The following is a 23,644-nucleotide window of genomic DNA, read 5'->3' on the forward strand; positions in this document are numbered from 1 at the left end:
AATCGCTTAAATCAAGCGATTTTCTGTAGAATGAATAACATTTTGATAAATCTTTGCCTCATCATCACGATTTTGCTTTGTTAGGAAAAAGATAAGCAAATGAGCGATGTAGCAACGACTGCCATAATGTCTGCTTTGGTATTCTAATTGATACATCTTTTCTAAATGACGAATGATCTTTGTCAGATTGTTGCTGAACAGAAACAGCTCAACTAATTCCAAATATAAGATTGAAGTTTGTGATTTATGTTCAACTTGTTTCCCAGCTTCTAACCATTTCAAAGCCTTATGTGGCTGCTCTAAGTAAAAGTAGTTCAAAGCATAATGATAATGTAGGTTGTTAGCGTGCTTTGAATGATGAAGCAGGGTTAAAGATCGAAGTGATTGTTCATATTGACCTGCATAAAGTTCACTGCAGGCTTTACACTCTAGGATATCTTCAGCCATTGACTCATATTTCAAATTGACAGCACCGATCAGACAGTTTCCGTAAATTGAAATTGCACGATTAAACTGACCGACTGATGCCATGATCTTTGCGTCATTCATTTCAGTATAAAGCCAACGGATCGAGTTACCCGCAGCTAGAAAAAGATGGATCGCCTTTTGGCTGCTGTTTTTTGCTTTAATCGTATCACCTAATGAAAGATAAACCATCGTCAGATAATACTCATTCATGGCTTTCATATTCTGCACTTGGGCATATTGCTGGACGATCAGCAGTTTTTCTAAAGCATCTTCGTTATGTAATGTGTAATGGTCAAGTAATGCGCTATATTGAATAAATATCAGATCATCAAAGGTATAGTTTTCTTCATTTTGCATGTGGATCTTATGCAAAAACTTGATAATCCTTTTAGCTTCAGATAAATGCGTCTCCAACGATATATAATACATTGCCGCAATCAGCAGAAAAAGTGGATAGTCATCCGTATTTTCATAATGGGTTTCCCATTCTAATAAATGACAAAAAAGATGTTCTCTATCATCTGTTTTATAAAAAACAGTGGCATGATAAAATGCGAAAAAAATATTTCTTATCAATTTATGGCTTTGAGCAACAGTCAATCTGTCCTTAATAGGATAAGATAATGAGATTGACTCATAAAAAGATTGAAGAAATGGGATATCGATTTTATTCCTTTTTAACACATCATCATTCAGCAAGTACTGAGGACGTTCTAATTGATAAACGTTTCGGGCATGCTGTGATACTTTCTTTCTTCTAAAATCCTGACTATCCTGAGGGCTCATTCAAATCTTTAGCCATCCGTTTTTTTTCATCCCTGCAGTCCCTATTCATAAACTCATAGGGAAGCAGGTGGATGGCGTTAGGTGAGCGGTTCGCCATAAATAATGTGGAAGGTTTTATATTGGCTTGATAGTGGCTGAATCTGTTCATCTGTTTCTCTCCTTTCTTTAAAGATACTATTATTATATAGAATTGGTAAAAGCTTTGTCTAGATAGCGTTGTTTATACACAAATAGGTCATTCATTTAAAATATATCATTATTAGTGACAATTTTGTGACAATTTATAGAAAAACACCTATTTTACCTAAGCGTTATCATATAAATTTTTAATGAAATCTCCAAGCAATTCTGCTTATTTGGAATGTAATTCTTTATAGGATATGGTTTATCTATGAATCGTGTTGAATATTCTGCGCAAACTTGTTATTTTGTCAAAAGTTTATTATAATGGTACTATAAATAACTATTTTATACAGATTGTTTTGTATTTGCGATGCTCAAGATCATAAAAGTGCAGGGAGGGGTACTATGCATAAACGAAATAAGCGAATCATCATGCTTTTTTTCATTGTGTTGTCATTAATGCTGTCAGGGATTCCTCTGCATGCAAAGGAAAAGAGGATTATTCGAGTCGGGTATCCTATCCAAGCAGGTTTAACTGAGGTTGATGAAGAAGAAAATTACTCGGGATACACTTATGAATATTTACAGGAAATTGCCCAATATGCAAATTGGGAATACGAGTTTGTAAGAATTGATAAAGATATTAATGATTCATTGATTGAATTAATGGGAATGCTTGAGCGTGGAGAAATTGATCTTTTAGGAGGAATGGTTTACTCTGAGACTTTGGCTGAGAAGTATGATTATGTGGGACATAGTTATGGTAATGCAAACACAGTTTTAAAAGTTTTATATAACAGTGATATTACCAACCTAAATTCTGCGAGCCGAACAGAGCTGAAAGTGGCTGTTATTAAAGGGTCAACGCAGCGCCAGAGTGAATTAAAAGAATTTTGTGCCTTGTACAAGATTACACCGGTTTTGATTGAATGTGAGACCGATATTGACCAAAGACAAGCCCTAAGTGATGGGCGTGCAGATGCTCTGCTGGATGTGAGCGCTAATCCAACTAATGATCTTAGAACGATTGCGACCTTTTCACCAAGACCTTTCTATTTTGCCACGACAAAAGGAAAAAGTGATATTGTCTCTGAGATGAATAGTGCGATTGATTTGATTGAACAGACTGATCCCTATTATACATCTAATCTTTATGATAAATACTTTGGCGGAAACTCTTCTATTTTAAAATTAACAACGGAAGAACTTGATTTCATTGAAGCTAATAATACAATTCGAGTAGGGATCTTAACCAATAATCCGCCATTTCAATATATGAACAGTAAAGGTCAGTTAGATGGCATCACGATTGATCTTTTAGACTATATCAGTGAGAAAACGAATCTTCACTTTGATTTAGTGCTGGCGGCTTCGCAAGACGAACTGAATCAGTTGATTGCCGATAATAAAGTAGACATCACTTCTTATGCGGTTTGTGATTACAGTTCAAATCGTGACAGTGATGTGGCACTAACAAGACCCTATTTAAAAACACAAAACTTTATAGCGCTTAAAAACGGATCTGAACAAAATGATCTTAAAAATATGCGTTATATTTCTTATCTTAATGAACCGCTGAGCAATTATGATAAGTCATCATTAACGGTCAACAATTTGAAAGATGCTTTAGATGCGATTCAAAGCAGAAAAGCGGATTTCACTTTGGGAAATGGCTACGCTCTTCAATATTATGTGAATCAATCTGAATATAATGAGTTAACCTTGATTCCGGCTAATACAGATGAGTACGGCATTGGTTTTGGTGTTGTGCGACCGGTCAGCAAACAATTATTAAGTATCTTAAATAAAGTGTTTATCAACTTAAGTGATCATGAACTGCAGAATATTATTTATCCTAATACAACTTATGACCGCAATTTTTCAATAGGAGAGTGGATACGTTTGAATCCATTTATCTCTTTAACGTTTACCACCCTGATTATGAGCATTATCATTTTATTATTAGTGCGTGGGTTAAGAATGAGAAAGAGAATGAATGAAAAAACATTATTGGATCTGCAAAAACATCGTCAGATTTATGAATTGGCAAATGATTACTTTTTTGAATATAATGCCACTGATGATACGTTGATGATTTCTGCTGATGGAAAAACAAGGATATATGACTTGAAAGATGCAACGCATTATTCACCTAATGAAAAACGAGCCATTGATGGGTTTGTGAAACAAATTAAAAACGTACAAAATGAAACTAAAGAAGTTCAAGTGTTATTGGAAAATGGAGATCCCTATTGGGTCAGCCTAACCGGAAAAACGATTACAGATCCAAAGGGAAAAAATGTCTATATCATTGGGAAAATCAATGATATCAATGAAGAAAAGATACGTGAAAGCAGACTGGTCAAAAAAGCAGAGCAAGACAGTTTGACCCATGTTTACAATGCAGAAACATGCCGATTGAAAATAAGTCAAAGCTTAGCCTCTTTTAAAGAGGGTCAAATAGCGGCGCTAATGGTAATCGATGTGGATACCTTTAAAACAGTAAATGATCAATTCGGACATTTACAAGGAGATAAGGCTTTAATTTACCTGGGAGAAGTATTATTGGAAGAAACAAAGCAATCCGGGATTTGCGGCCGATTAGGCGGGGATGAGTTCTTGCTTTATCGGGATCACTTACAAAATGAGGAAGAACTGCAAGCGGTATGTCAGCGAATCAGTGAGAGAATCAATCAATATAACCTTAGTGAACAATATCATTTGACTGTTAGTATCGGAGCTGTTGTGTTTGATGCACAAGTGGATTTTGATTCACTCTATGAAATGAGTGACCAGTTATTATATGAAGTAAAAAATAGTGGAAGAAATCATTATTTAATCAGGTGGTTGAACCATAAATAAGAAAGCTTGGCAGCATTTAGATTGGGTTAGACAAATGAAAATATCTTAATGATCATAGAACATAGGTAAGGATTCTATGCTTATTGATACTTTATGATAGAGTAAAATGAAAAGAAACAGAAGGAACGAGGAGATAAGTATGGAACTAAAAGAAGTTTTAGAATCATTAGGAGTGGATTACGAAGTATTAAAAGAACGTTTTAGTTATAATGAAAATTTGTTAAGAAAATTCATCTTAAAATTTCCTGGTGATGATTGCTATCATCAATTGCAATTGGCTGTTGAGTCCGAAGATTATGAAACTATTATGAGGATGGCACATACGTTAAAAGGATTAGCTGCCAATCTCGGATTTGATCAACTGTCTTTTAAGTGTAATGATTTAGTTCAATATTTAAGAGAAAACGGCAGAGATGACGTCATTAAATTAAATCGAGCAATCGGTGAAGAATACAATAGGATCATTACCGGATTAGCATTAATTGATGACTGATTAACGGCGGAATAGACAATGATAAATAAAAAGACGAAGATATTGATAGTTGATGATATTGAATTGAATCGAGCTTTATTATGTGAGATGTTTCAGTCAAAATATGAAATTTTAGAAGCAGAAGATGGGAAAAGCGCACTTAGGATCATTGAACAAGAAAAAGATAATTTAGCGATTATTCTTCTTGATGTGGTAATGCCGATTATGGATGGCTTTAGTGTACTGGAGATCATGAACGAAAAGGGATGGATAGATTTTATACCCGTTATCATGATTACAGCCGAGGTATCGGATAACGTCATGGGAAGTGGTTATGAATTAGGGGCAATGGATATCATTAATAAACCGTTCAATCCTAATATTGTCAATAAGCGTGTTGAAAACATTATTGAGAATTTTGCTTACAAGAATAGTCTGGAACAGATGGTAGAAAATCAAGCCCGCAAGATTCGTGAACAGTCAGAACGATTGCATGAAAATAATTTACGGTTGATTGATGCCTTGAGTTCCATTATAGAATTTAAAAATACCGAGTCTGCACAACATGTTTTTAATATCCGTATCATTACGAAGATGCTGTTAAATAAATTGGTAGAAATTCGTACGGATTATCATTTAACGCAAAATCAAATTGAATTGATATCCGAAGCTGCGGCAATGCATGATATTGGGAAGATTGCAGTACCGGATTCTATTTTAAATAAGCCGGGAAAATTAACGCCGGAAGAATTTGAAGTCATCAAGGAACATACAATCAATGGGTGTGAAATATTGGAGCATATTGCGGGGATTAAAGAAATGGATTTCTATCATTATTGTTATGATATTTGCCGTCATCATCATGAAAAGTGGAACGGGAAAGGATATCCTGACGGACTGGTAGGAAATGAAATATCAATTTGGGCACAGGCGGTTTCTTTAGCAGATGCCTACGATGCACTGACGAGTAAACGCGTATATAAAGATGCCTATTCCAGCGAAGTGGCTATGCAGATGATCTTAAATGAGGAATGCGGAGTATTTAACCCGGATCTGTTAGAATGTCTGATTCAGATTTTACCATTGCTTGCAGAAAAGAATGGGATTATCAAGAAGGATAATCCGGAGCCTATAGAGACAATAAAAGCTGAAAAACAAAAAAAACAGCCGATGGATGTTTCTGCCAGAACGCTGCGATTATTGGAAATGGAACGTCAGAAATATAAAATTATCTCTGAGTTATCCGATGAAATCATCTTTGAATATGATAAAGAAAACGATAAGATCATTTTCTCTGAAGAATTTCATAAAATTACCGGTAATGATACGATTGTTTTCGATTTGAAAAAGAAAGGCACATTGCTTCAATATATTAGGGAAGAAGACTATTATTTTATCATGTCCAAGGTTGAAGAATTATCTTTGGAAAATAAAATGCTGCATTTAGAGCTGCAATTGAATCTGAATGGAAATGGTTATGAATGGTACAGTGTTCGGATTTCAGGATTATGGGATATCAGTTATGAAGTGAAATGTATGGGATATGTTGGAAAGATTGTAAATATTGAAGATGAGAAACAAAAAAGTATCGAACTCGAAAAAGCTGCGAATTATGATTCCTTAACTAAAATTTTTAATCGTCACGCAGTCGAAACGATTATTTCCGATTATCTTAAAACAGCATCCTCTGCCGCAGTCTGCTTTATTGATATCGATAATTTTAAAATGGTTAATGATCATTACGGTCATATTTTTGGGGATAATGTTTTGAAGCGTATTGCGACAATCGTGCAGAAGAATTTAAAGGAAAAAGAGGTTGTAGGGCGATTAGGCGGAGATGAATTCGTGGTGTATATACATGATTACGAAACAAAAGAAGCTCTCCATCAGCGTTTAGAAATCTTGCGAGCTGAACTTAAAATGGAATTGAATGATTTTGTCTTATCGGGCAGTTTAGGGGTATCTTTTTATCCGGAAAACGGAAAGGACTATCGTGAATTGCTTTATAAAGCCGATCAAGCATTATACTATTCAAAATATCATGGAAAAGATGTTTGTCATTACTATAGTAAAGAATGTGAAAATATTCCGTTTCGCTCATTAGTATCCAATGTTGATGATTATGGAGATGAAGTGGATTATATCGGTCAATTGCTGAAGCTGAAAGGGGACTCTTCCTCTAAATAGCAAAAATAACGCATAAGCAGAATGTATATGAATAATAAGAACAAAAAGGGGGACGGATACATATGTTTATTCTATTTAAAAAGGAATTATTTGTTGGCAGCAAGGAACAGTGTCTGCAGATTGTATCAAAATTAAATACTGGTAATATTAAGTATACGATGAAAAAACGTAATCCGGGTTCTAATTTTACCCCTTTTAGAGCGGGATCTTATGGAATGGTTGGCGGTGAGAGAGCCTTTCAAAGAAAAGGGTTGGATATGCGTGACTTGTATGTTTTGTATGTTCGCTATCAGGATTTAGAGGAAGCGGCTTATTTGATGAATAAATCCTAGAATGACTTTTATTAAAAATAGACAGGGTTTAAATTAAAATGATGTTTTATTTTAAATGATTGCTTTGATTATTTAAAGGTTAAGCATCGTTCATTGCATAAATTTATTTTATATTGGAGAATATTAAAATGATCAAAAGACTTAAGGTAATTATTTTATTTACCGTTATGTTGGGAGTAGCAGGATGTCAAAAAAATAAAGTGATACCTGCTTATAATTCCGGAATTACAGGCGTCGATATTAATGAATTAACGACAGAAAATATAATTCTTCCAGATTATCAATTAGTATCTGAGGCCAGACAGATGTCATCGTCATTATCTTTAGATGAGCTCATCAATAAATCTGATATTATTGTCAAAGGAACAATAGAAAAAATATATTTTAATAATTATGCGTATTTTGATTGTTTCCTGACAGAAGTTTATAAAGGCGACTTAGAAGAAAAGGCGATGATGACTATAAATACCGGGCAGGAATTCTGGAATATCAACAGCAGAAAAAAGGATTTGGGAGAACGTGATCCTTATGAGATGAATGGGTCTTCTGTTGATTATTATGGCATTGATATTGACCATCGGGAATTTAGTGATACCGATTATTTAGATTACTGCGGTATTGATATGTTTGAACTTTGGCAGAACAAGGATCAAGAATATATTTTTTTCTTGAAAGACGGAAGAAAAGCAAAAGGGTATAACGGGTCAACTCCAATACATTTTGCGGCTGATGCATATTACTTTTTATTTGAAAAGACAACAGATGATCACTATGCCAATAAAGAGAATCGCTATCTTGATTTAACGCCGATAAAGTTTAACAGCCAAGATTTGGTGAATCAATGAGCTTTTAAAAACTCATTGATATTGGAACTGATTCTTTAGTTCCAATATCCGTGATAATACGTCCATATAAAAAAGGATTAATCTTCGTTTTCATAGATTAATCCTTTTTGGTTACCAGTTATTTAATTTACAGTCTTTTTTTCCGTATCCTTTTTCCAGATAGTAATTGTAAAGTTCTAAGAATCGCTGATAGTGAACAATTTCACGTTGTCTTAAGAAAGACAATGGTGCAAGTATTTCCGGATTATCAGTTAAATCCATCAGATTTTCATATACCGCACGGGCTTTTTGTTCCGCCGCCATATCTTCCGCTAAATCAGCAATTGGGTCACCGGTAACAGCGAAATAATCGACTTTGAATGGTACTCCTTGAGCATTAACCGGATACAAGGCACGTCCATGTTCAGTGTAATGTCCTTCTAATCCAGCAGCCTTAATTTCCTCGATTGTTGCCCCTTCCATCAGTTGGTAAACCATCGCTGAAATCATTTCCATATGCGCCATTTCTTCAGTACCGATATCGGTCAGTAAAGCGCGTCCTCTTTCATCCGGCATTGTATATCTTTGAGTTAAATAACGTAATAGGGCAGCTAATTCACCGTTTGACCCTCCAAACTGAGTGATGATATACTTTGCCATCTGTAAATCCTTGTGTTTGATATTTACAGGGTATTGCAGTGTTTTCTCATATTTCCACATAGTTGTCTCCTTTTATTTATTTTCCCATGGCCAGGGTGAATGAATCCACATCCAATGATTTGTAGGATTACAGTTATCTACAAATAATGGACGGTACTGTTTTGTATACTGGCTTAATAATTTTTTGTACATCTCATCATATTGATTGAATAATTGAATCAGTTTTTCGTTTTTAGGATCATTATCCAATAATAGATTTAATTCATGTGCAGCAAATTGGAAAGCCAATACTTGATATAATAATGATTGTTCCTGATTACATGCCTGTAATGGGAAGTTACTGAATCCGCAGTATGGATCATATAATCCTTCATACAGGTTTCCAAGCATAAATGCCGTATCCACTTGAAATAATGGATAGTTTTTACCAAGGGGAATGCAGCTGACGCTTTTCTTTTCTTTAGCTGGATTACACATAGCTTTATCCGGTTGTGGCTTTTGTGTTGTTTGCATTTGCATACATTGAGCCTGTTGTGGTGCCTGCTGAGCCTGCATTTGCCCCATGCATTGATTCATTTGCGGTCCCTGCATTTGTGTGATTGCCTGCTGCATTGGACTGTCGCAGCCACAAACTTTAGGCATTTCATTTTGACATTGTCCACCCATCATCATTTGTGTTAAATCTTCATAATAATTCATATTTTGCCTCCTTCAATGTAGTCTATTAAAAAGTCAATAAAATGTATAGTTAAATTGTACTAGATATGTATTAATATATTAAATTATGATATGATAAAACCAAAGAGACGGGAAGGTGGAATCTATGTATTTAGTGTTTGATATTGGTGGGACAGCCATAAAATATGCGTATTTAAACGAGGAAGGAACGATTTTAGAGCGACATGAATTTCTTTCAAATTCATTACATACGCTATCAGAATTTATTGAAAGTTTGAGTCAAATTTATCATGAAAGAACATATGATGTAGACGGTATTGCATTAGCGTGTCCGGGGGTTATCGATGCGCAAAATGGGAAAATTTTAGTCATCTCAGCATATCCGTATTTGAATGAAGTATGTTTGACAGAAGAACTTTCCAAAGCGTGTGGTGGAATAAAAGTGACATTGGAAAATGATGGAAAGTGTGCTGGATTAGCAGAAGCCTGGATTGGGAATGCATCGGCATATCAAGATTCCATTGTCGTTGTATTCGGAACCGGAATCGGTGGTGCTATTATCAAAAATAAAGCAGTTCATCATGGTGGGCATCGTCTTGCCGGAGAAATCAGCACCATTATTTCGGATTATGATGTTTCACAAAATAAATTTATAACGTGGGCAGATACTTCTTCAACAAAAGCGTTATGCCAAATCACAGCTAATCGCTTGAATTTGCCAGTATCAGAAGTGAACGGTTATTTTATTTTTGAAAGAGCGGAGCAAAATGATCCGATTGTACTGGAAATATTGGATCAATTCTATATGGATGTGGCGGTACAGCTTTATAATCTGCAATATATGTATGATCCGGAAATTATATGTCTAGGCGGAGGGATCAGCAAACAGCCGAGAGTTCTGGATGGGGTTCAAAAAGCGTTGGAGCACATCTATAACGTAACAAAGAAACAGCTGCTCATTCCTAAAGTGACAACCTGTAAATATTATAATGATGCCAATTTAATCGGAGCATTATATCACTTTAAACAAATACGATAAATAAAAGAAAGGGTGCATGCACCTTTTTCTTTTTATTCCATGTATTTTGTGGTAATATTTTTGTTATATGAGGAGGGATAATATGTCAGAATATAAATTTGAAACATTACAAGTACATGCTGGACAACATATCGATCCAACGACAAAAGCAACCGGAGTGCCTTTATGTTTATCTAACGCCTTTACTTTTGACGATGCGGATCAGGCAGCACGTATCTTTGCATTAGAAGAAGGGGGATACTTCTATTCACGTCTATCTAATCCGACGGTTACGGCTTTACAAGAAAGAATGGCAGCTTTGGAAGGCGGAGTAGGGGCTGTTGCATATGCATCAGGTACAGCAGCTATCATGGGAACAATCATGACCATTTTGCAAAGCGGAGATGAAATTTTAGCGGCGAATAACCTGTATGGAGGAACGATTGGTTCTTTATCCGGAACGATGGTTGGAATGGGCTTTACAACCCATTTGTTTAATCCTAAAGATTTAGATGGAATGGAAAAAATGATCAATGATAAGACAAAAATGATCTTTGTTGAATCTGTAGGGAATCCTAACGCAGACATTATTGATTTTGATAAAGTGAGTGCTATCGCCAAAAAATACGGTATTGTATTTGTTGTGGATAATACAACACCGACACCTTATTTGTTTAGACCAATCGAACATGGTGCGGATATCGTTGTATACTCTACAACCAAATATTTAGCCGGTCACGGAAATGTGATGGGTGGAGTTGTAGTGGACAGTGGTAAATTTGATTGGCATAACCCACGTTATCCACTGTTTACACAACCGGATAAAGCTTATCACGATATCGTATATGCAGACCTAAATGAAGGGGCTTTAACGACTAAAATGGTTGCGAAAACATTGCGTGATTTAGGAGCATGTATGTCACCGTTTAATGCTTATATGACATTATTAGGTTTAGAAACATTATCATTAAGAATGAAACAGCACGTTAAAAATTCACGAGAAGTTGCTAAATTCTTAGAAGAATGTGAAGATGTAGAATGGGTAAGTTATCCTGAATTACCTAGCCATCCTGACCACGAACTTGCGAAAAAGTATTTCCCTAATGGATTTGGTGGTTTATATACTTTTGGCGTTAAAGGTGGAATTGATGGGGGTAAAACAGTCATCAACAACATTAAGCTAATCATTCATGTAACAAACTTTGCGGATTCAAGAACATTATTGACACATCCGGCAAGTACAACGCATGCACAGATGAGCGAAGAAGAACGTCAAGCGGCAAGTGTTAAGCAAGAAACATTACGTATTTCTATTGGCTTGGAAGATTCAGAAGATATTATTAATGATTTAAAACAAGCGTTTGCCTGTATTAAATAAAACAAAGTCCTTCGATAATTCGGAGGACTTTTTAATGTTCTTCATAAATAAAATAATAGATCAAATAAGCTAATATACTAAAAAACATGGTAAAGCCTAAAAACATAATAGAAGCTTTTGATTTTGATGTAATCATGATTTGTCCTCCTATGAAATAGAATACTCTATGAATATCAAAAAAAGATGAGTATAATATGTTCAAATGAGGAATAAATAGTTTTCATATAATTTAATTATCTATTTTGACTATGCGATAATAATTCTTTTTGACAATAAAGTATAAAACCAATAACTCAATACTGTATATTCCAATAATGACCATCATTAATCCCAGAGTAATTGTACCGTCAAAAAGGGAACGTCCAAAAGTAATTAATGGGAATATATTAGAAACTAAGAATACGATTATCAAGAACAGACTAAGATCATATTTAATAATAGATTTAATATCCCTATTTGTTTTACCTATTCTAAACAATTCAAAATATTCTTTTTTCTTTCTTTTTGCTGCTGTTAATAACTGAAACCCAATGGAGATTACAACGGCTAAAGTAGCGATTAAGAATAGAACAACACTTATTGATAAATCAACAGCATCATCTTTAAAAAACACAATTAAGCATACCCCAAATTGATAAAGGATGGATAATACAAAGATTAGTCCATAACTTCTAACTAAATTAGAAATCGTGAAAGAATAACCGAAATATCCATTTGTTTTTTGATAGTATTTGGTTCTTTTTATTTTGGTTATTATAGGAATAATAATATCTTTGATTAAAGTTTTCATGATAATGCCTATTGCAGTACATCCTAAAATAATATTTGCGGATAAAATATTCCCGGCTTTTATTAATAAGTACATTATAAAAGTTAATCCAATTAAGGTGAAAATAATTCTGAAAGGCTTATTTTCTTGTAAAATCCTTACATTACTTAAAGAATTTCCATTATTATTATAGTTTAAAACATCTTTTATTTCATTTCTATAGACAAAGCCGTAAGTTAATATAATATAGTAAATCATTTGTATAAACAGTATCATGATTGTAATGGCAATTCCATCTGTTGAAAACTGAATTCCCGGATAGATTGCTTCACTGAAACTAAAGATCAAATAATTTAATAGTTGAACGAAGATAAAACCTAATAGGGTACCTACAATCATAGCAGTCAAAGTAATAGGTAATAAATACATAAATAGAAATAAAACAATTTTTCTTGTGTTAACCCCACCGATTCTAAATACTGCTATTTTTTTAGATTGTTCTTGGTAGATAAATTGAAAGGCATAAAAACCTAACATGACTAAAGCAAATAAAAGAAATATACTAAACATGGTGGTGGGAGGAAATGTTTGGCTTATAAAATATACATGATTAATGATGAATACACTGTATTCATATCCCGGGATATTTTGTATATATGTACCAAAATCAGCACAGAAATGGCAACAAAGACAAATAGCAATACTAAGAAATATTTGAAATAAGAAATATGATTTTGTCTTTTTTGTATCATATTTTAATGACTTTAAAGCTAATCTTACAGTCTCCATATTAAAATTCACCTCTATAAATTATGTTTGGAATTTATTTCTGTTATTTTATTAAAATATTCTTCTTGAGTCCTATTCTGTTTTGCTATTTCATCTACTATTTTCCCGGATTTTAAATGCAGCATTCTGTCACTGTAACTTGCTAAATAACTATCGTGTGTTACCATCAGAATCGTTGTTCCTTCTTGATTTAATGATCTGAATACATTCATTATTGCTTTTACTGTTATAGAATCCAAATTTCCTGTGGGCTCATCTGCCACTAAAATTTTAGGATGATTGACTAATGCTCTGGCAATGGCAATCCTTTGTTGTTCGCCTCCTGAACATTCTGTTGGATATTTGTATAATAAAGATTCAATTCCTAATTTATTGGCTAATTGAATAACATAATCATTCATACTTTTGTTTTTACCATCTCTCATTAATACGGGTAAAGCAATATTTTCAAATACGGTATATTCATCTAATAAGTTTAAATCTTGAAATACAAACCCTAAATTTTGATATCGAAAATCTGATAAATCATATTGCATTTCCAATTTTGATCTGCCGTCTAGTGACAATGTTCCTTTAGTTGGTTTATCTATTGTAGTCAAGATTTGAATTAAAGTAGATTTCCCAGAACCACTAGCCCCCATAACACAAACAAATTCCCCTTGTTTAATTTCAATATTGATATCCTCTAATGCTTGTACAAAAGTGGTTTTATCTATTTTATATTGCTTACTAATGCCTGATGCTTTAATTATTGTTGTCATTCTAATCACCTCTAATTATTTAGATTAGCTGTTATTTCAACTATTTGCTGGTAATAGGCTTGTCTGGTTTTATTGTCTTTTTTTAATTTCTGATATATTTCACCATCTTTAATATATACGAGTTCGTTTCCATAGCTAGCCATTGCACTGTCATGAGTCACTAAAATAATGGTTGTTCCTTGGCTGTTTAATTGGGATAGTAATTCCATCATTTGTGCTGCATTCTTACTATCTAAGTTACCTGTTGGTTCATCGGCAACAATTAAAGGAGCACTGCTAACAATAGCTCTGGCAATTGCTACTCTTTGAAGCTGACCTCCGGAGCATTCAATAGGGTATTTTTTTATTAAATCGTTTATACCTAACTCGCGCATAGTTTTAATTATTTTTTCTTTAGCTGTTTTTTTATCTATCCCATTCATCATTAATGGTATTTCTATATTTTCATAAATATTTAAACTATTTAACAGATTGAAATCTTGAAATATGAAATTCAGTTCTTTGTAACGATAGATTGCTTTATCTTCGGATGCCATCGAGTGAATCGATTTTCCATTTATGATGATATCTCCTGAAGTAGGTTCATCCACTGTCGTTATCATATTCAATAGAGTTGATTTTCCACTTCCGCTTGTTCCCATCACAACTAAGAAATCCCCTTTTTTAATAGATAAATTGATATTTTTTAAAGCTGAAACTTGCTGTTTTTTATTGAGATAGTATATTTTACTTACGTTTTTTAATTCAATCAGTGCGTTCATATAATATCCTCCTATTTTCATTATTTATCCTATTATAATTATATATATTATTTATTCTATCTATATTATAGATCTATTAAACTGTGTTTGCAATGGTAAATGACTTACTAAATAAACGATTTAGATGAATAAAGCTTTTGACCAAAATATTAACGTATAAATTGGTTTATTCTTATAAATAAAAAAACCAAGCATTACACTTGGTTTATTTTACATTTGGAGCGGGTGATGGGAATCGAACCCACGTAGTCAGCTTGGAAGGCTGAAGTTCTACCATTGAACTACACCCGCACATAAAGCGGTCTTTATTCAGTTTTTTAAATGGAGCGGGTGATGGGAATCGAACCCACGTAGTCAGCTTGGAAGGCTGAAGTTCTACCATTGAACTACACCCGCATATATATGGCGGTCTGGACGGGACTCGAACCCGCGACCTCCGCCGTGACAGGGCGGCATTCTAACCAACTGAACTACCAGACCAATTTATGATTTGCAATATGGCGGAGACAGAGGGATTTGAACCCTCGCGCCAGTTTCCCGACCTACACCCTTAGCAGGGGCGCCTCTTCAGCCTCTTGAGTATGTCTCCAACTCGTTGCTTAAATATAATAGCATAACCTGCATTTCATTGCAAGTACTTTTTATCAACTTCTTTTATAGATTGAAAATATTCAATCCAGCTTAGAGATTTACTCCAAGGAAAGGCTTTCTTATTGCTTATTTATAATAGCATATAGATATTTATTGTGTCAATTAAGAATTAGAAAAATATTTCTTTAACGGCATGTTTTAAAGTATAAGCTGCATAACTTAATAAATAATAAAAAATCCGCCGTATTAGCGGACAAGTTATCTAAATGGTCTCCCCTCACGGGCTCGAACCGTGGACCCTCTGATTAAGAGTCAGATGCTCTGCCAACTGAGCTAAGGAGAGACAACACAATGATAATACTATATTTAGTGAAAAAAATCAATATAAATTGACCATTAATGTGTTAAGAATTTTTAAAATATGATATGATAGAGACAATCGAGAGGTGAGTATCATGAGTTCGTTAAAAGACTTTGAACATTATAAAGCAATTGTCATAACGATGGATGATTTAATTTTTAACTTAAATGAATTACGTTATGATTTTTCTTTGCTTTTATACCCAAAAACATTTCTTCATTTTTCATATCAGGAATATACACGCCGTTTAGGGACGGTAAAATCGATGTATTCATTTGTTCAGGAAGAAATTGCGACTTTAATGAATCGTAAGATCGAAAACTTTGTATATGATGAAAAAAACCTACATAATATCAGAATAAAAGAAAGTGCCGATGCTTTATTGAGCTTTGCTAAAAGCAAAGAGCTTAAAGTCATCCTTTTAACAACCCATGATGCGACAAATGCGAAACAATTACTGCATTATCGTCATTTAACTCAGGATATCGATCAGGTCATCAGTTTGAGTGATGTATGTGGTGATATGCCTTCCGTAAAATTGTTTTATGCTTTGAAAGAATCTTATCATCTTGAATTAGAAGAAATGCTGGTTATTTCTTCTTTAACAAGTGTTTTTAAATGTCTTCAATATTCTCCTATCGATACAATTTATGTACCGGATAATGACAAATCTTATTTTGATGCTTCCCTATCTTTTAATGGGGTAATGAACACTCTTTTTGATGTTTTACAATATGTTTTGTTTGGCAAGTATACATCTGCTGATATTTATAAAGATTTTCTCGGTTATGATGAGAATATGGATGAAAAGCAAAAGGCATCACGTTATGCCTACCTTAAAATGAAATATGAGAATCAACCGGATATATTACCGATTGTCGAAGAAGTTTTTTCTACTTCAAATAAAGTAGAAGTAGGGGAAATGACAAAAGAATTTCATCAGGCATTCAGTGATATTGAAAAGAAATTACTTAAAGTGGAATCGGAAATTAAGGCAGATGCTTCTTCTACCTTGCTTTCTTTTGAAAAGATTCGTGAACGGGATCAACAGCCCATAAAAGAACCGGTTCCAGTAAAGCTGGAAGAACCTAAACCGATCTTACAAAACGATCCGGAAAATACAATTGAGCCGATATCTGAGGATAAACTGATCTTTGATCAAACACAGGAATTCAGCTTAGATGAATTGGATCGCACGATGGAATTATCGCCCATCAATGAACCGGTGGATATTCCTAAAAATGATAAGATACAGGAAATCTTTGATGAACTTGAAGAAAGAGAATCAATCAAGGAATCTGTCACAGCCCCTCAAGCAGCATCCATTGAACCAATGATGGCTGATGAATCCTCCGAGACACTTTCAGTTGCTGCAGAAACAGAGCCAGTTATTGAAGAAGACGAAAAACTTCGAGTATTGGATGTCTTTTTAAGTGGAGTATTGAATTTACTGACATCAATTATGATCGTCAGCATCGGTGGATTAGTATACATGTGTTTTTATGATATGGTGGAAGATAATGCTATTATAAGGGCATTATTTGATATTTTTCTGGTTGGTTTTGCTAATATCTGCACCGCTATCTATGAATTTATCGTTCAGCCATTCCCGGTGCTATCCATTTATAATGCGACCAGCGTATCCCCCATGTTTTTACAATTTATTATTATTATTTTTACGGTGTTCTTTATCTCCAGCCTCTATAAAATAATAGGTTACTTTTGGCATCGTCATGAATATTTTGAAGAGTGATATAATAACAATATCACTCTTTTTCTATTTAAAAGTGTGGAGCATCATGAAATACCAATGTTATCAAGCGAAAGATAATAAACAAATTAAAAGGATTAACTCCTGTTTAATACAGAAATCAATCCTTAATAATCCCTTAAAATAATTTGTTTAACTCCGTTCCAATCCTTCGCTTCACTTCATTAAACATTTTTCTTACCATAATGATTATACGCATACATGATCGCAATAATTGTTTTTGCGTCAATGATTTCCATTGACATTACAGCTTTGTAAGCTTCTTGGATATCCATCATACAGACATCGATAAATTCATCTTCATCACAAGCCAGCGGATGTTCCGCTTTTTTTAATTCATTGGCTTCATAAAGATAAAGCACTTCGGTACAATATCCCGGTGTAGGCAGAGCTTTTAAAAATAAAGTCAAAGATTCCGCATGATAACCGGTTTCTTCTTCGATTTCACGCATTCCTGTTAAATAAGGATCTTCTCCCGGCTCAATTTTTCCAGCCGGTATTTCCAATGTTTCTGCCTGCTGTGCATAACGATATTGCTTCACTAATAAGATTTTACCTTCAATGATGGCCAAAACGCCCACCCCGCCATGGTGTCTGACGATTTCCCGATAACCGATTTGATGATTGGGAAGTTCTACTTCATCGAGTTCTACTTTGATAATCTTTCCATCGTAGATCGGTGTTGATTTAATTTTCTTTTCCATTTTTATCACCCGTTTTTTATTGTATCATACTTTTTTTGATTATCTATCCAATCTAGAATATTTTGATTGAAACCGTAAATTTTTAATAATTCGATCGCATTCATCGTATGACTCGGTCCAGCTTTTAAAAGATAATCAAAATAAATGGAGTTCTCTTTAATGGTTTCTTCAAAATGATATTGTTTAAAATCAGGGAGTGCCGTCAATTCGATATCATGGGTTGCAATCATACTGAGTGAATCTTTTTGACTTAAATAATGACAGACAGCACTGGAAGCCAACAAACGTTCATAGGTGTTCGTTCCTCTTAATATCTCGTCAACCAGACAGAAGCAATAGGTATGATCGACAAGATCAAGCAAACGTTTAAGGGATTTAATCTCGGCAATAAAATAACTTTCTCCTTCCAACAGATGATCTTGGATTGCCATTGAGGAAACAATCAGACAAGGTTTCATCTTAAAGGCTTGAGCCGTCACCGTATGAATAGTTTGTGCTAAGATCATGTTTACCGCCACTGATTTTAAGAAAGTTGACTTTCCGGAAGCATTGCTGCCGGTAAGCATGATAGGTCCATCCATTGTTAATGAATTGGCAATACCATTGGGCAATAATGGGTGATAACCCTCTGTCATGATAAATTGCGATGTTTCGATAAACTCCGGCAGACAATAATGCTGATTTAGTGAGTGACGATATGTGGCGATGGCGATGCATAATTCAATTTCTCCAAGGGTTTCATACAAGGTCATATATTCAAGTTTATGTTGAGTTAACTGTTTTTGAATTTTAAGGAAACAGCGTGCTTCTTTTAAATTAAAATATCGATATAAACTTAGGATTGCCTGAAGATCAGAATCTTTTATCTTGGTTACCCCTTCAAAAGAGCGAATAAAGGGGCTCCAAAACTGCACCGTTTTTTGTAGGGCAGGATAGAAAAAAAGTGAAGAATCGATATAAGGCAGTATTTTCTTTGCTTGAATCATCATCATCCCACCACTGGATAATAGATAATCGATCTTAGAAATATATAAGTTAGCATAGAGATACAAGACAACATTGATACAAAGTACAATGAAGAATAAAGCAATCCCTAAATTAGGGCTAAAAGGAATAAACAACAACATCAAAACGGGTAGGTAAGCAAACAGACGAAATAAAGGCTTTCCTTTGATTTGAATTCCATTCACACGCTGTGGCAGGTCTTCAATGAACATATCCTCACTTTTGCCAAGTAAGTAAAGCAGATATTGAATTTCAGTACGCTCTTTTGAATGCGTACTGAAATAAGTTATCGCGGCTTCACGATCCAATAAAGTTTTTTCATCTTTTAATTGATGGCAGGCGGCATAAAGATAAGATTCACCAATCATGCTTTGTGTATAATTTAATGTATCAGTCAGTTTATCCATATCCAGATCGTTCCAAGTCTGATGATCGACGGTTCGATCAGGGTTTGACTTCAATGTTTGATAGTAATGATGAAAACATGGCATCAATGGTTCTTTTATGGCTTCCTCATAGTTTTGATTTAATTCATTTTTGATTCGTTTTGGATAATTGAGATCATGGACTACTGCGATGATAGTAGCAATAACCACGAAAACAAGAATAACGATTAATGGCATAAAAATTCCCCCTTGTCTAGCCTGATTGTATAGGTCCGCCTAAGGGGGAAGTCAAGTTATTTTATTAATTTTTCTTTTATTTCCAGTAAAAACAGCTTGATCGAGTAGTAAAGCTTATCACTTAAAAGAAAAAGACTGAAAAAATACATCGTGATATAAAGATCATCATTTTTTAATCCAAAGTAACTGACGATACCTGCTGATAAACTGATAAGCAAAAGACAGATCCCAATTTGCTGATGATTCAATGCTTGGTTCGTTATCACTTCTTCTTTCATTTGCCGATCTTCTTGAATTTGTTCCAACAGTTCATCAAGAATTTCCTGAGGGTCGTCTTCTTGATCCATGTTTGAATTAATCTCTGATGAATCCTGATATTTCAGTAATTCTTCGGTCTGATTCAAATATAGAAGATTTGTCTGTAAGTCATAGACCTGTCGATTAATTTTCTTTTTCTTTTCATTAAATAACTCAAATTGACGGTCATTAATGAGATGTGTAATATCTTCAACTGAAAAATCAAGCTGTCTTAAAAGCAAGATCGTTTTAATTTGAAAGATATCCTGTTCATTATAATCACGATAACCGGATGGCAGACGAGAGGGGGAAAGAAGTTTTTTATTTTCATAATATTCAAGTGCTTTTTTAGTAATTCCGGTTAATTCCATAACTTGCTTTGCCAACATCATCATTACCTCACTTTTATAGTTCTCTTAAAAGGTATTATAAAGCGACTATAGAAAAACAATCAAGATAATAAATAAAAAAAGGATACATTAAGGAATAAATAAGAAACATTGAACATATAATGATTATTAGCAGAAAGGAGAGTTTATGAAAAAGACCGCGTTGCAAGTGCTTGAAGATTATTTCCAAAAAGCCTTTGAAGACGGGAAGAATGTGTATGTTGAAATAACTTTGCCTCAATTTACGGAAAGTGAGTTTATTATTAATAAAAATAAAAGTATTTTAGAAAAATTAAACTATTATAAAGAAAACTTTACCGATGAATTAATCAATAAAACAAATAGTGAAGTCGAAATCATTGCATTTGGTACCATCAATCCTGCAAATATGCCTAAGGGGCTGGAAATATAAAAGGATCTATTAATCCATTTAATAGATCCTTTATTTTTTGCACTGCATGCGATAATTTTCCATCATTTCTTTAAAAATATCAGCACTGGTTGGCGGTGTATAGGTGATGGCATTAGCACCTGCCTCAATAACATCCATGATAGTTTCTTCATTAGGACCGCCGGTTGCGATGATTGGGAAATAAGGATCAATCTTTCGCAGTGCCTGTACGATTTTAACGGTATTTTTTCCGCCGGATACATTAATGATATTGGCCCCGCTGTGAAGCATTCTTTCTTCTAAATTTTCATCTAATGAAACGATCGTTAAGACAATGGGGATATCGACATGTCCTTGCAATTCCTGAACAAATTCGGTTTTGGTCGGTGCATTTAAAACAACAGCCAAGGCACCATGCAGTTCGGCATCCAATGCAATTTCTTTAACACGTGGTCCGGCTGTAGTTCCCCCGCCAACGCCTACTAAAACAGGTCCTTGTGCTACATCAATAATCGCGTTGGTAATTTGTAAAGTCGGAGTAAAAGGGTATACCGCAATGATAGCATCTGCATCACAATTTGAAATAAGAGCGACATCAGTTGAAAATAATAACGATTTAATACGTTTTCCATTAATCAAAATACCAGTTGCTTTACGTATACAGGGAGGAACTGCGACTAAATGAGTTCTTAAAGATGAAACGATTTTAGGCATTTCTTTATTCATAAACTTACCTCCTTTTCTATATTCTAGCATATCTGTATGAAAATCGAATGAACAAAATAAAAAAACTACCTAGAAATAGGTAGCATTACAGAAAATCGTTGCCGTTAGGATAAGTGATCTCATGATGATGATCCCATTCGTTATATAATTCTGCTAACTTATCATCCGGCATTCTCTCTATCTCAGAACGATTTTCAAAAAAATCGTTACTTAGTTCATTGATCAGTGTATTTCGATCTATTTTCTTTTCTAACATGTTTTCCACCTCAGGTTTATTATGTAACTAAAATGGAAATTCATTCTTGAAAGTATATTATTTATATTGTTTAGTATACTGATTAAAAATGAAAAAAACGTTATTTTATCGCTAAAATTAGTAATTAAAAGATGAAATTCGCAATCTATGTGCGTTAATTTGACAAATTTCTCCATATTCGTCTGATAAATTGACATGGGGTGAATCATATGGAAAGAAAATGTCATTGCGGCAAAATTATTAAAAGCATTAATTGCCATGAAAATAAGAAAGCTGGTTTTAAAGCCTATCACTATTTTTGTGCTCACTGCCAGTCGAACTTTACGGTGCTTGTTTATGATAATCATCAAGTCAAAGTATTTAAAGGTTTTATTGGCTGAATTCATACGATTTAAGGGGAATTGATTTATAAAAAAAGAAAACGTCCGGGGGGGACGTTTTCAGTCTCTATTATATTCACGTAAGGGTGATAATAGGGGGTATGTGTAAGTGAATGCGCTTCACTTAACGATTACATTATAGCATATCCGATAAAAATGTAAAGGGTTTCAAAATAAAAAGTAGATTTTATTCAAATACCATTTATTTACAATTTCGACTAAATTAGTAGGTTTATTCTTAGATAGAAGTATGCTATACTTGGGCTGGTGATAAAATGAAAAAAGTAATAATCGACATGAATAATGCGAATCAAAGAATAGATAAATTTTTAGTGAAATATTTGCCATTGGCACCTAAAAGTTTTATTTATAAGATGATTCGTAAAAAAGATGTGAAAGTGAATGGCAGTAAGGTTAACGAGAACTATATATTACAGTTAAAAGATGAAGTCAGTCTTTTTTTATATGATGATTTGTTTATGCAGTTTGCCGGAAAGAAAGAAATCCATGATCTTAAACAAACCTTTAAAGTATTGTATGAAGATGATCAGATTTTAGTGGTTAATAAGCCATCGGGATTATTGGTTCATGAGGACCAAAATGAAGAAGTACATACGTTGAGCAATGAAGTGTTGAGCTATTTAAAACGGAAGGGAGAATATCTTGACAGTGTTGAAAACACCTTTACGCCCGGACCGGTTCACCGTTTAGATCGCAATACCAGCGGAATCGTGATTTTTGGCAAGACTCTGCCGGCATTGCAAAGCTTAAACGAGATGATGAAGCAGCGTCATTGTATCGATAAAAAGTATTTAACGATCGTTGCGGGAAGAATAGAGAGCGACAGGGAACTGATTGATTACGTAAAAAAGAATGAAGCATTAGGGAGAATGTATTTGGTATCACCAAAAGATCCGGATGGGCTGAAGATGCATACACTGATTCATCCGCTGAAGTATAATGCAGCGTATACATTATTAGAAGTTAAAATTGTCACCGGCAGAACCCATCAGATCCGCATTCACTTAGCGAGCATTGATCATCCGGTGATCGGAGATAGTAAATACGGGAATTATGAGTTGAATAAACAGATTAAAAAGCAATATCGTTTGTCACATCAATTCCTGCATGCCTATCAGATTACCTTTACCAAACCCCTAGGCAAGTTAGCTTATTTAAAAGATAAGACAATCACTTGTCCGCTGCCTTTAAAGTTAGAGAATATCAAACGGGAAATCTTTAATTAGGGTATTCATTAACCTTAAATTATTGTATAATAAAA

The 23,644-nt window shown here is 34.1% G+C and carries 22 protein-coding genes and 5 tRNA genes; 11 read left to right on the plus strand and 16 right to left on the minus strand.

What is annotated here, in order from left to right; genetic code table 11:
- Window positions 1–6 precede the first annotated feature (6 nt).
- The gene (locus BN1225_RS02105) at window positions 7–1,254 is read right to left on the minus strand and encodes a hypothetical protein (protein WP_041138183.1); all 1,248 of its coding nucleotides are present in this window, start codon (window positions 1,252–1,254) and stop codon (window positions 7–9) included.
- A 528-nt stretch (window positions 1,255–1,782) separates the two neighbouring features.
- Between BN1225_RS02105 and BN1225_RS02110 the strand changes: the two genes are divergently transcribed.
- The 5 genes from BN1225_RS02110 to BN1225_RS02130 all read left to right on the plus strand — a co-directional run bounded on the left by BN1225_RS02110 (window position 1,783) and on the right by BN1225_RS02130 (window position 8,075).
- Window positions 1,783–4,239, plus strand: a complete 2,457-nt coding sequence (locus BN1225_RS02110; RefSeq protein WP_041138184.1) for a transporter substrate-binding domain-containing diguanylate cyclase — start codon at window positions 1,783–1,785, stop codon at window positions 4,237–4,239.
- A 139-nt stretch (window positions 4,240–4,378) separates the two neighbouring features.
- Window positions 4,379–4,732 carry an Hpt domain-containing protein gene (locus tag BN1225_RS02115; RefSeq protein ID WP_041138185.1) on the plus strand — a complete coding sequence of 118 codons (354 nt, stop codon included), beginning with the start codon at window positions 4,379–4,381 and terminating at the stop codon, window positions 4,730–4,732.
- Between the two features lie 18 nt (window positions 4,733–4,750).
- Entirely contained in the window at window positions 4,751–6,898 is a 2,148-nt protein-coding gene (locus BN1225_RS02120) for a GGDEF/HDGYP domain-containing response regulator (protein ID WP_052466244.1), read from the plus strand.
- Window positions 6,899–6,960: 62 nt separating this feature from the next.
- Window positions 6,961–7,230: a hypothetical protein gene (locus tag BN1225_RS02125; RefSeq protein ID WP_041138186.1), complete on the plus strand. Its 270-nt coding sequence runs from the start codon at window positions 6,961–6,963 to the stop codon at window positions 7,228–7,230.
- Window positions 7,231–7,358: 128 nt separating this feature from the next.
- Entirely contained in the window at window positions 7,359–8,075 is a 717-nt protein-coding gene (locus BN1225_RS02130) for a hypothetical protein (protein WP_041138187.1), read from the plus strand.
- Between the two features lie 111 nt (window positions 8,076–8,186).
- On the opposite strand, the gene BN1225_RS02135 is transcribed toward BN1225_RS02130, so the two are convergent.
- Together BN1225_RS02135 and BN1225_RS14475 are read right to left on the minus strand one after the other, a co-directional pair.
- Window positions 8,187–8,774, minus strand: coding sequence for a manganese catalase family protein (locus tag BN1225_RS02135; RefSeq protein WP_041138188.1), 588 nt, complete (start codon window positions 8,772–8,774; stop codon window positions 8,187–8,189).
- A 12-nt stretch (window positions 8,775–8,786) separates the two neighbouring features.
- Window positions 8,787–9,413, minus strand: a complete 627-nt coding sequence (locus BN1225_RS14475) for a spore coat protein CotJB (protein ID WP_052466246.1) — start codon at window positions 9,411–9,413, stop codon at window positions 8,787–8,789.
- A 124-nt stretch (window positions 9,414–9,537) separates the two neighbouring features.
- Between BN1225_RS14475 and BN1225_RS02145 the strand changes: the two genes are divergently transcribed.
- Complete coding sequence (locus BN1225_RS02145) at window positions 9,538–10,431, plus strand: ROK family protein (protein ID WP_041138189.1); 894 nt, start codon at window positions 9,538–9,540, stop codon at window positions 10,429–10,431.
- 82 nt (window positions 10,432–10,513) lie between these two features.
- A complete protein-coding gene (locus tag BN1225_RS02150; protein ID WP_041138190.1) occupies window positions 10,514–11,788 on the plus strand; it encodes an O-acetylhomoserine aminocarboxypropyltransferase/cysteine synthase family protein in 1,275 nt (424 codons plus the stop codon).
- A 229-nt stretch (window positions 11,789–12,017) separates the two neighbouring features.
- On the opposite strand, the gene BN1225_RS02155 is transcribed toward BN1225_RS02150, so the two are convergent.
- The 8 genes from BN1225_RS02155 to BN1225_RS02190 form a co-directional block, all read right to left on the minus strand.
- The gene (locus tag BN1225_RS02155) at window positions 12,018–13,346 is read right to left on the minus strand and encodes an FtsX-like permease family protein (protein WP_041138191.1); all 1,329 of its coding nucleotides are present in this window, start codon (window positions 13,344–13,346) and stop codon (window positions 12,018–12,020) included.
- Window positions 13,347–13,360: 14 nt separating this feature from the next.
- Window positions 13,361–14,107 (minus strand): ABC transporter ATP-binding protein, encoded by a 747-nt coding sequence (locus tag BN1225_RS02160; protein ID WP_041138192.1) that lies wholly within the window; start codon window positions 14,105–14,107, stop codon window positions 13,361–13,363.
- Between the two features lie 11 nt (window positions 14,108–14,118).
- A complete protein-coding gene (locus BN1225_RS02165; protein WP_041138193.1) occupies window positions 14,119–14,868 on the minus strand; it encodes an ABC transporter ATP-binding protein in 750 nt (249 codons plus the stop codon).
- Window positions 14,869–15,085: 217 nt separating this feature from the next.
- Window positions 15,086–15,159, minus strand: a tRNA-Gly gene (locus BN1225_RS02170).
- Between the two features lie 31 nt (window positions 15,160–15,190).
- A tRNA-Gly gene (locus BN1225_RS02175) sits at window positions 15,191–15,264 on the minus strand.
- A gap of 7 nt (window positions 15,265–15,271) precedes the next feature.
- Window positions 15,272–15,348 (minus strand) — tRNA-Asp (locus tag BN1225_RS02180).
- A gap of 18 nt (window positions 15,349–15,366) precedes the next feature.
- Window positions 15,367–15,457: transfer RNA gene (locus BN1225_RS02185), tRNA-Ser, on the minus strand.
- Between the two features lie 269 nt (window positions 15,458–15,726).
- Window positions 15,727–15,802 (minus strand) — tRNA-Lys (locus tag BN1225_RS02190).
- A gap of 112 nt (window positions 15,803–15,914) precedes the next feature.
- Between BN1225_RS02190 and BN1225_RS02195 the strand changes: the two genes are divergently transcribed.
- On the plus strand, window positions 15,915–17,573 hold the full coding sequence (locus BN1225_RS02195) for an HAD family hydrolase (protein WP_041138194.1): 1,659 nt from the start codon (window positions 15,915–15,917) through the stop codon (window positions 17,571–17,573).
- A 182-nt stretch (window positions 17,574–17,755) separates the two neighbouring features.
- Here BN1225_RS02195 and BN1225_RS02200 read toward each other — a convergent pair whose 3' ends face one another.
- From BN1225_RS02200 to BN1225_RS13980, 3 genes are read right to left on the minus strand one after another with little or no spacing between them, the layout of a single operon-like run.
- On the minus strand, window positions 17,756–18,295 hold the full coding sequence (locus BN1225_RS02200) for an NUDIX hydrolase (protein ID WP_041138195.1): 540 nt from the start codon (window positions 18,293–18,295) through the stop codon (window positions 17,756–17,758).
- 5 nt (window positions 18,296–18,300) lie between these two features.
- Window positions 18,301–19,923, minus strand: a complete 1,623-nt coding sequence (locus tag BN1225_RS02205) for a MutS-related protein (RefSeq protein ID WP_041138196.1) — start codon at window positions 19,921–19,923, stop codon at window positions 18,301–18,303.
- A gap of 56 nt (window positions 19,924–19,979) precedes the next feature.
- Complete coding sequence (locus tag BN1225_RS13980; protein ID WP_187117524.1) at window positions 19,980–20,609, minus strand: MerR family transcriptional regulator; 630 nt, start codon at window positions 20,607–20,609, stop codon at window positions 19,980–19,982.
- A 148-nt stretch (window positions 20,610–20,757) separates the two neighbouring features.
- Between BN1225_RS13980 and BN1225_RS02215 the strand changes: the two genes are divergently transcribed.
- Window positions 20,758–21,021 (plus strand): hypothetical protein, encoded by a 264-nt coding sequence (locus BN1225_RS02215; protein ID WP_041138197.1) that lies wholly within the window; start codon window positions 20,758–20,760, stop codon window positions 21,019–21,021.
- A 30-nt stretch (window positions 21,022–21,051) separates the two neighbouring features.
- On the opposite strand, the gene BN1225_RS02220 is transcribed toward BN1225_RS02215, so the two are convergent.
- Entirely contained in the window at window positions 21,052–21,726 is a 675-nt protein-coding gene (locus BN1225_RS02220; protein ID WP_041138198.1) for a hydrolase, read from the minus strand.
- Between the two features lie 85 nt (window positions 21,727–21,811).
- Window positions 21,812–21,982 carry a hypothetical protein gene (locus BN1225_RS14680; RefSeq protein WP_156133042.1) on the minus strand — a complete coding sequence of 57 codons (171 nt, stop codon included), beginning with the start codon at window positions 21,980–21,982 and terminating at the stop codon, window positions 21,812–21,814.
- A gap of 209 nt (window positions 21,983–22,191) precedes the next feature.
- Here BN1225_RS14680 and BN1225_RS14685 point away from each other — a divergent pair, with 209 nt between their 5' ends.
- Both BN1225_RS14685 and BN1225_RS02225 read left to right on the plus strand, forming a co-directional pair.
- Window positions 22,192–22,362, plus strand: a complete 171-nt coding sequence (locus tag BN1225_RS14685) for a hypothetical protein (protein WP_156133043.1) — start codon at window positions 22,192–22,194, stop codon at window positions 22,360–22,362.
- A 275-nt stretch (window positions 22,363–22,637) separates the two neighbouring features.
- Complete coding sequence (locus tag BN1225_RS02225; RefSeq protein WP_041138199.1) at window positions 22,638–23,609, plus strand: RluA family pseudouridine synthase; 972 nt, start codon at window positions 22,638–22,640, stop codon at window positions 23,607–23,609.
- Window positions 23,610–23,644: the final 35 nt, after the last annotated feature.

The sequence above is a fragment of the Beduini massiliensis genome (assembly GCF_000829905.1).
In the GTDB taxonomy this organism is placed as follows: Bacteria; Bacillota_I; Bacilli_A; order Erysipelotrichales; family Coprobacillaceae; genus Beduini; species Beduini massiliensis.

Coding starts and splice junctions, on each gene's coding strand:
- BN1225_RS02105 (WP_041138183.1), bottom strand. CDS start 1,254: ATGAGCCCTCAGGATAGTCAGGATTTTAGAAGAAAGAAAGTATCACAG.
- BN1225_RS02110 (WP_041138184.1), top strand. CDS start 1,783: ATGCATAAACGAAATAAGCGAATCATCATGCTTTTTTTCATTGTGTTG.
- BN1225_RS02115 (WP_041138185.1), top strand. CDS start 4,379: ATGGAACTAAAAGAAGTTTTAGAATCATTAGGAGTGGATTACGAAGTA.
- BN1225_RS02120 (WP_052466244.1), top strand. CDS start 4,751: ATGATAAATAAAAAGACGAAGATATTGATAGTTGATGATATTGAATTG.
- BN1225_RS02125 (WP_041138186.1), top strand. CDS start 6,961: ATGTTTATTCTATTTAAAAAGGAATTATTTGTTGGCAGCAAGGAACAG.
- BN1225_RS02130 (WP_041138187.1), top strand. CDS start 7,359: ATGATCAAAAGACTTAAGGTAATTATTTTATTTACCGTTATGTTGGGA.
- BN1225_RS02135 (WP_041138188.1), bottom strand. CDS start 8,774: ATGTGGAAATATGAGAAAACACTGCAATACCCTGTAAATATCAAACAC.
- BN1225_RS14475 (WP_052466246.1), bottom strand. CDS start 9,413: ATGAATTATTATGAAGATTTAACACAAATGATGATGGGTGGACAATGT.
- BN1225_RS02145 (WP_041138189.1), top strand. CDS start 9,538: ATGTATTTAGTGTTTGATATTGGTGGGACAGCCATAAAATATGCGTAT.
- BN1225_RS02150 (WP_041138190.1), top strand. CDS start 10,514: ATGTCAGAATATAAATTTGAAACATTACAAGTACATGCTGGACAACAT.
- BN1225_RS02155 (WP_041138191.1), bottom strand. CDS start 13,346: ATGGAGACTGTAAGATTAGCTTTAAAGTCATTAAAATATGATACAAAA.
- BN1225_RS02160 (WP_041138192.1), bottom strand. CDS start 14,107: ATGACAACAATAATTAAAGCATCAGGCATTAGTAAGCAATATAAAATA.
- BN1225_RS02165 (WP_041138193.1), bottom strand. CDS start 14,868: ATGAACGCACTGATTGAATTAAAAAACGTAAGTAAAATATACTATCTC.
- BN1225_RS02195 (WP_041138194.1), top strand. CDS start 15,915: ATGAGTTCGTTAAAAGACTTTGAACATTATAAAGCAATTGTCATAACG.
- BN1225_RS02200 (WP_041138195.1), bottom strand. CDS start 18,295: ATGGAAAAGAAAATTAAATCAACACCGATCTACGATGGAAAGATTATC.
- BN1225_RS02205 (WP_041138196.1), bottom strand. CDS start 19,923: ATGCCATTAATCGTTATTCTTGTTTTCGTGGTTATTGCTACTATCATC.
- BN1225_RS13980 (WP_187117524.1), bottom strand. CDS start 20,609: ATGTTGGCAAAGCAAGTTATGGAATTAACCGGAATTACTAAAAAAGCA.
- BN1225_RS02215 (WP_041138197.1), top strand. CDS start 20,758: ATGAAAAAGACCGCGTTGCAAGTGCTTGAAGATTATTTCCAAAAAGCC.
- BN1225_RS02220 (WP_041138198.1), bottom strand. CDS start 21,726: ATGAATAAAGAAATGCCTAAAATCGTTTCATCTTTAAGAACTCATTTA.
- BN1225_RS14680 (WP_156133042.1), bottom strand. CDS start 21,982: ATGTTAGAAAAGAAAATAGATCGAAATACACTGATCAATGAACTAAGT.
- BN1225_RS14685 (WP_156133043.1), top strand. CDS start 22,192: ATGGAAAGAAAATGTCATTGCGGCAAAATTATTAAAAGCATTAATTGC.
- BN1225_RS02225 (WP_041138199.1), top strand. CDS start 22,638: ATGAAAAAAGTAATAATCGACATGAATAATGCGAATCAAAGAATAGAT.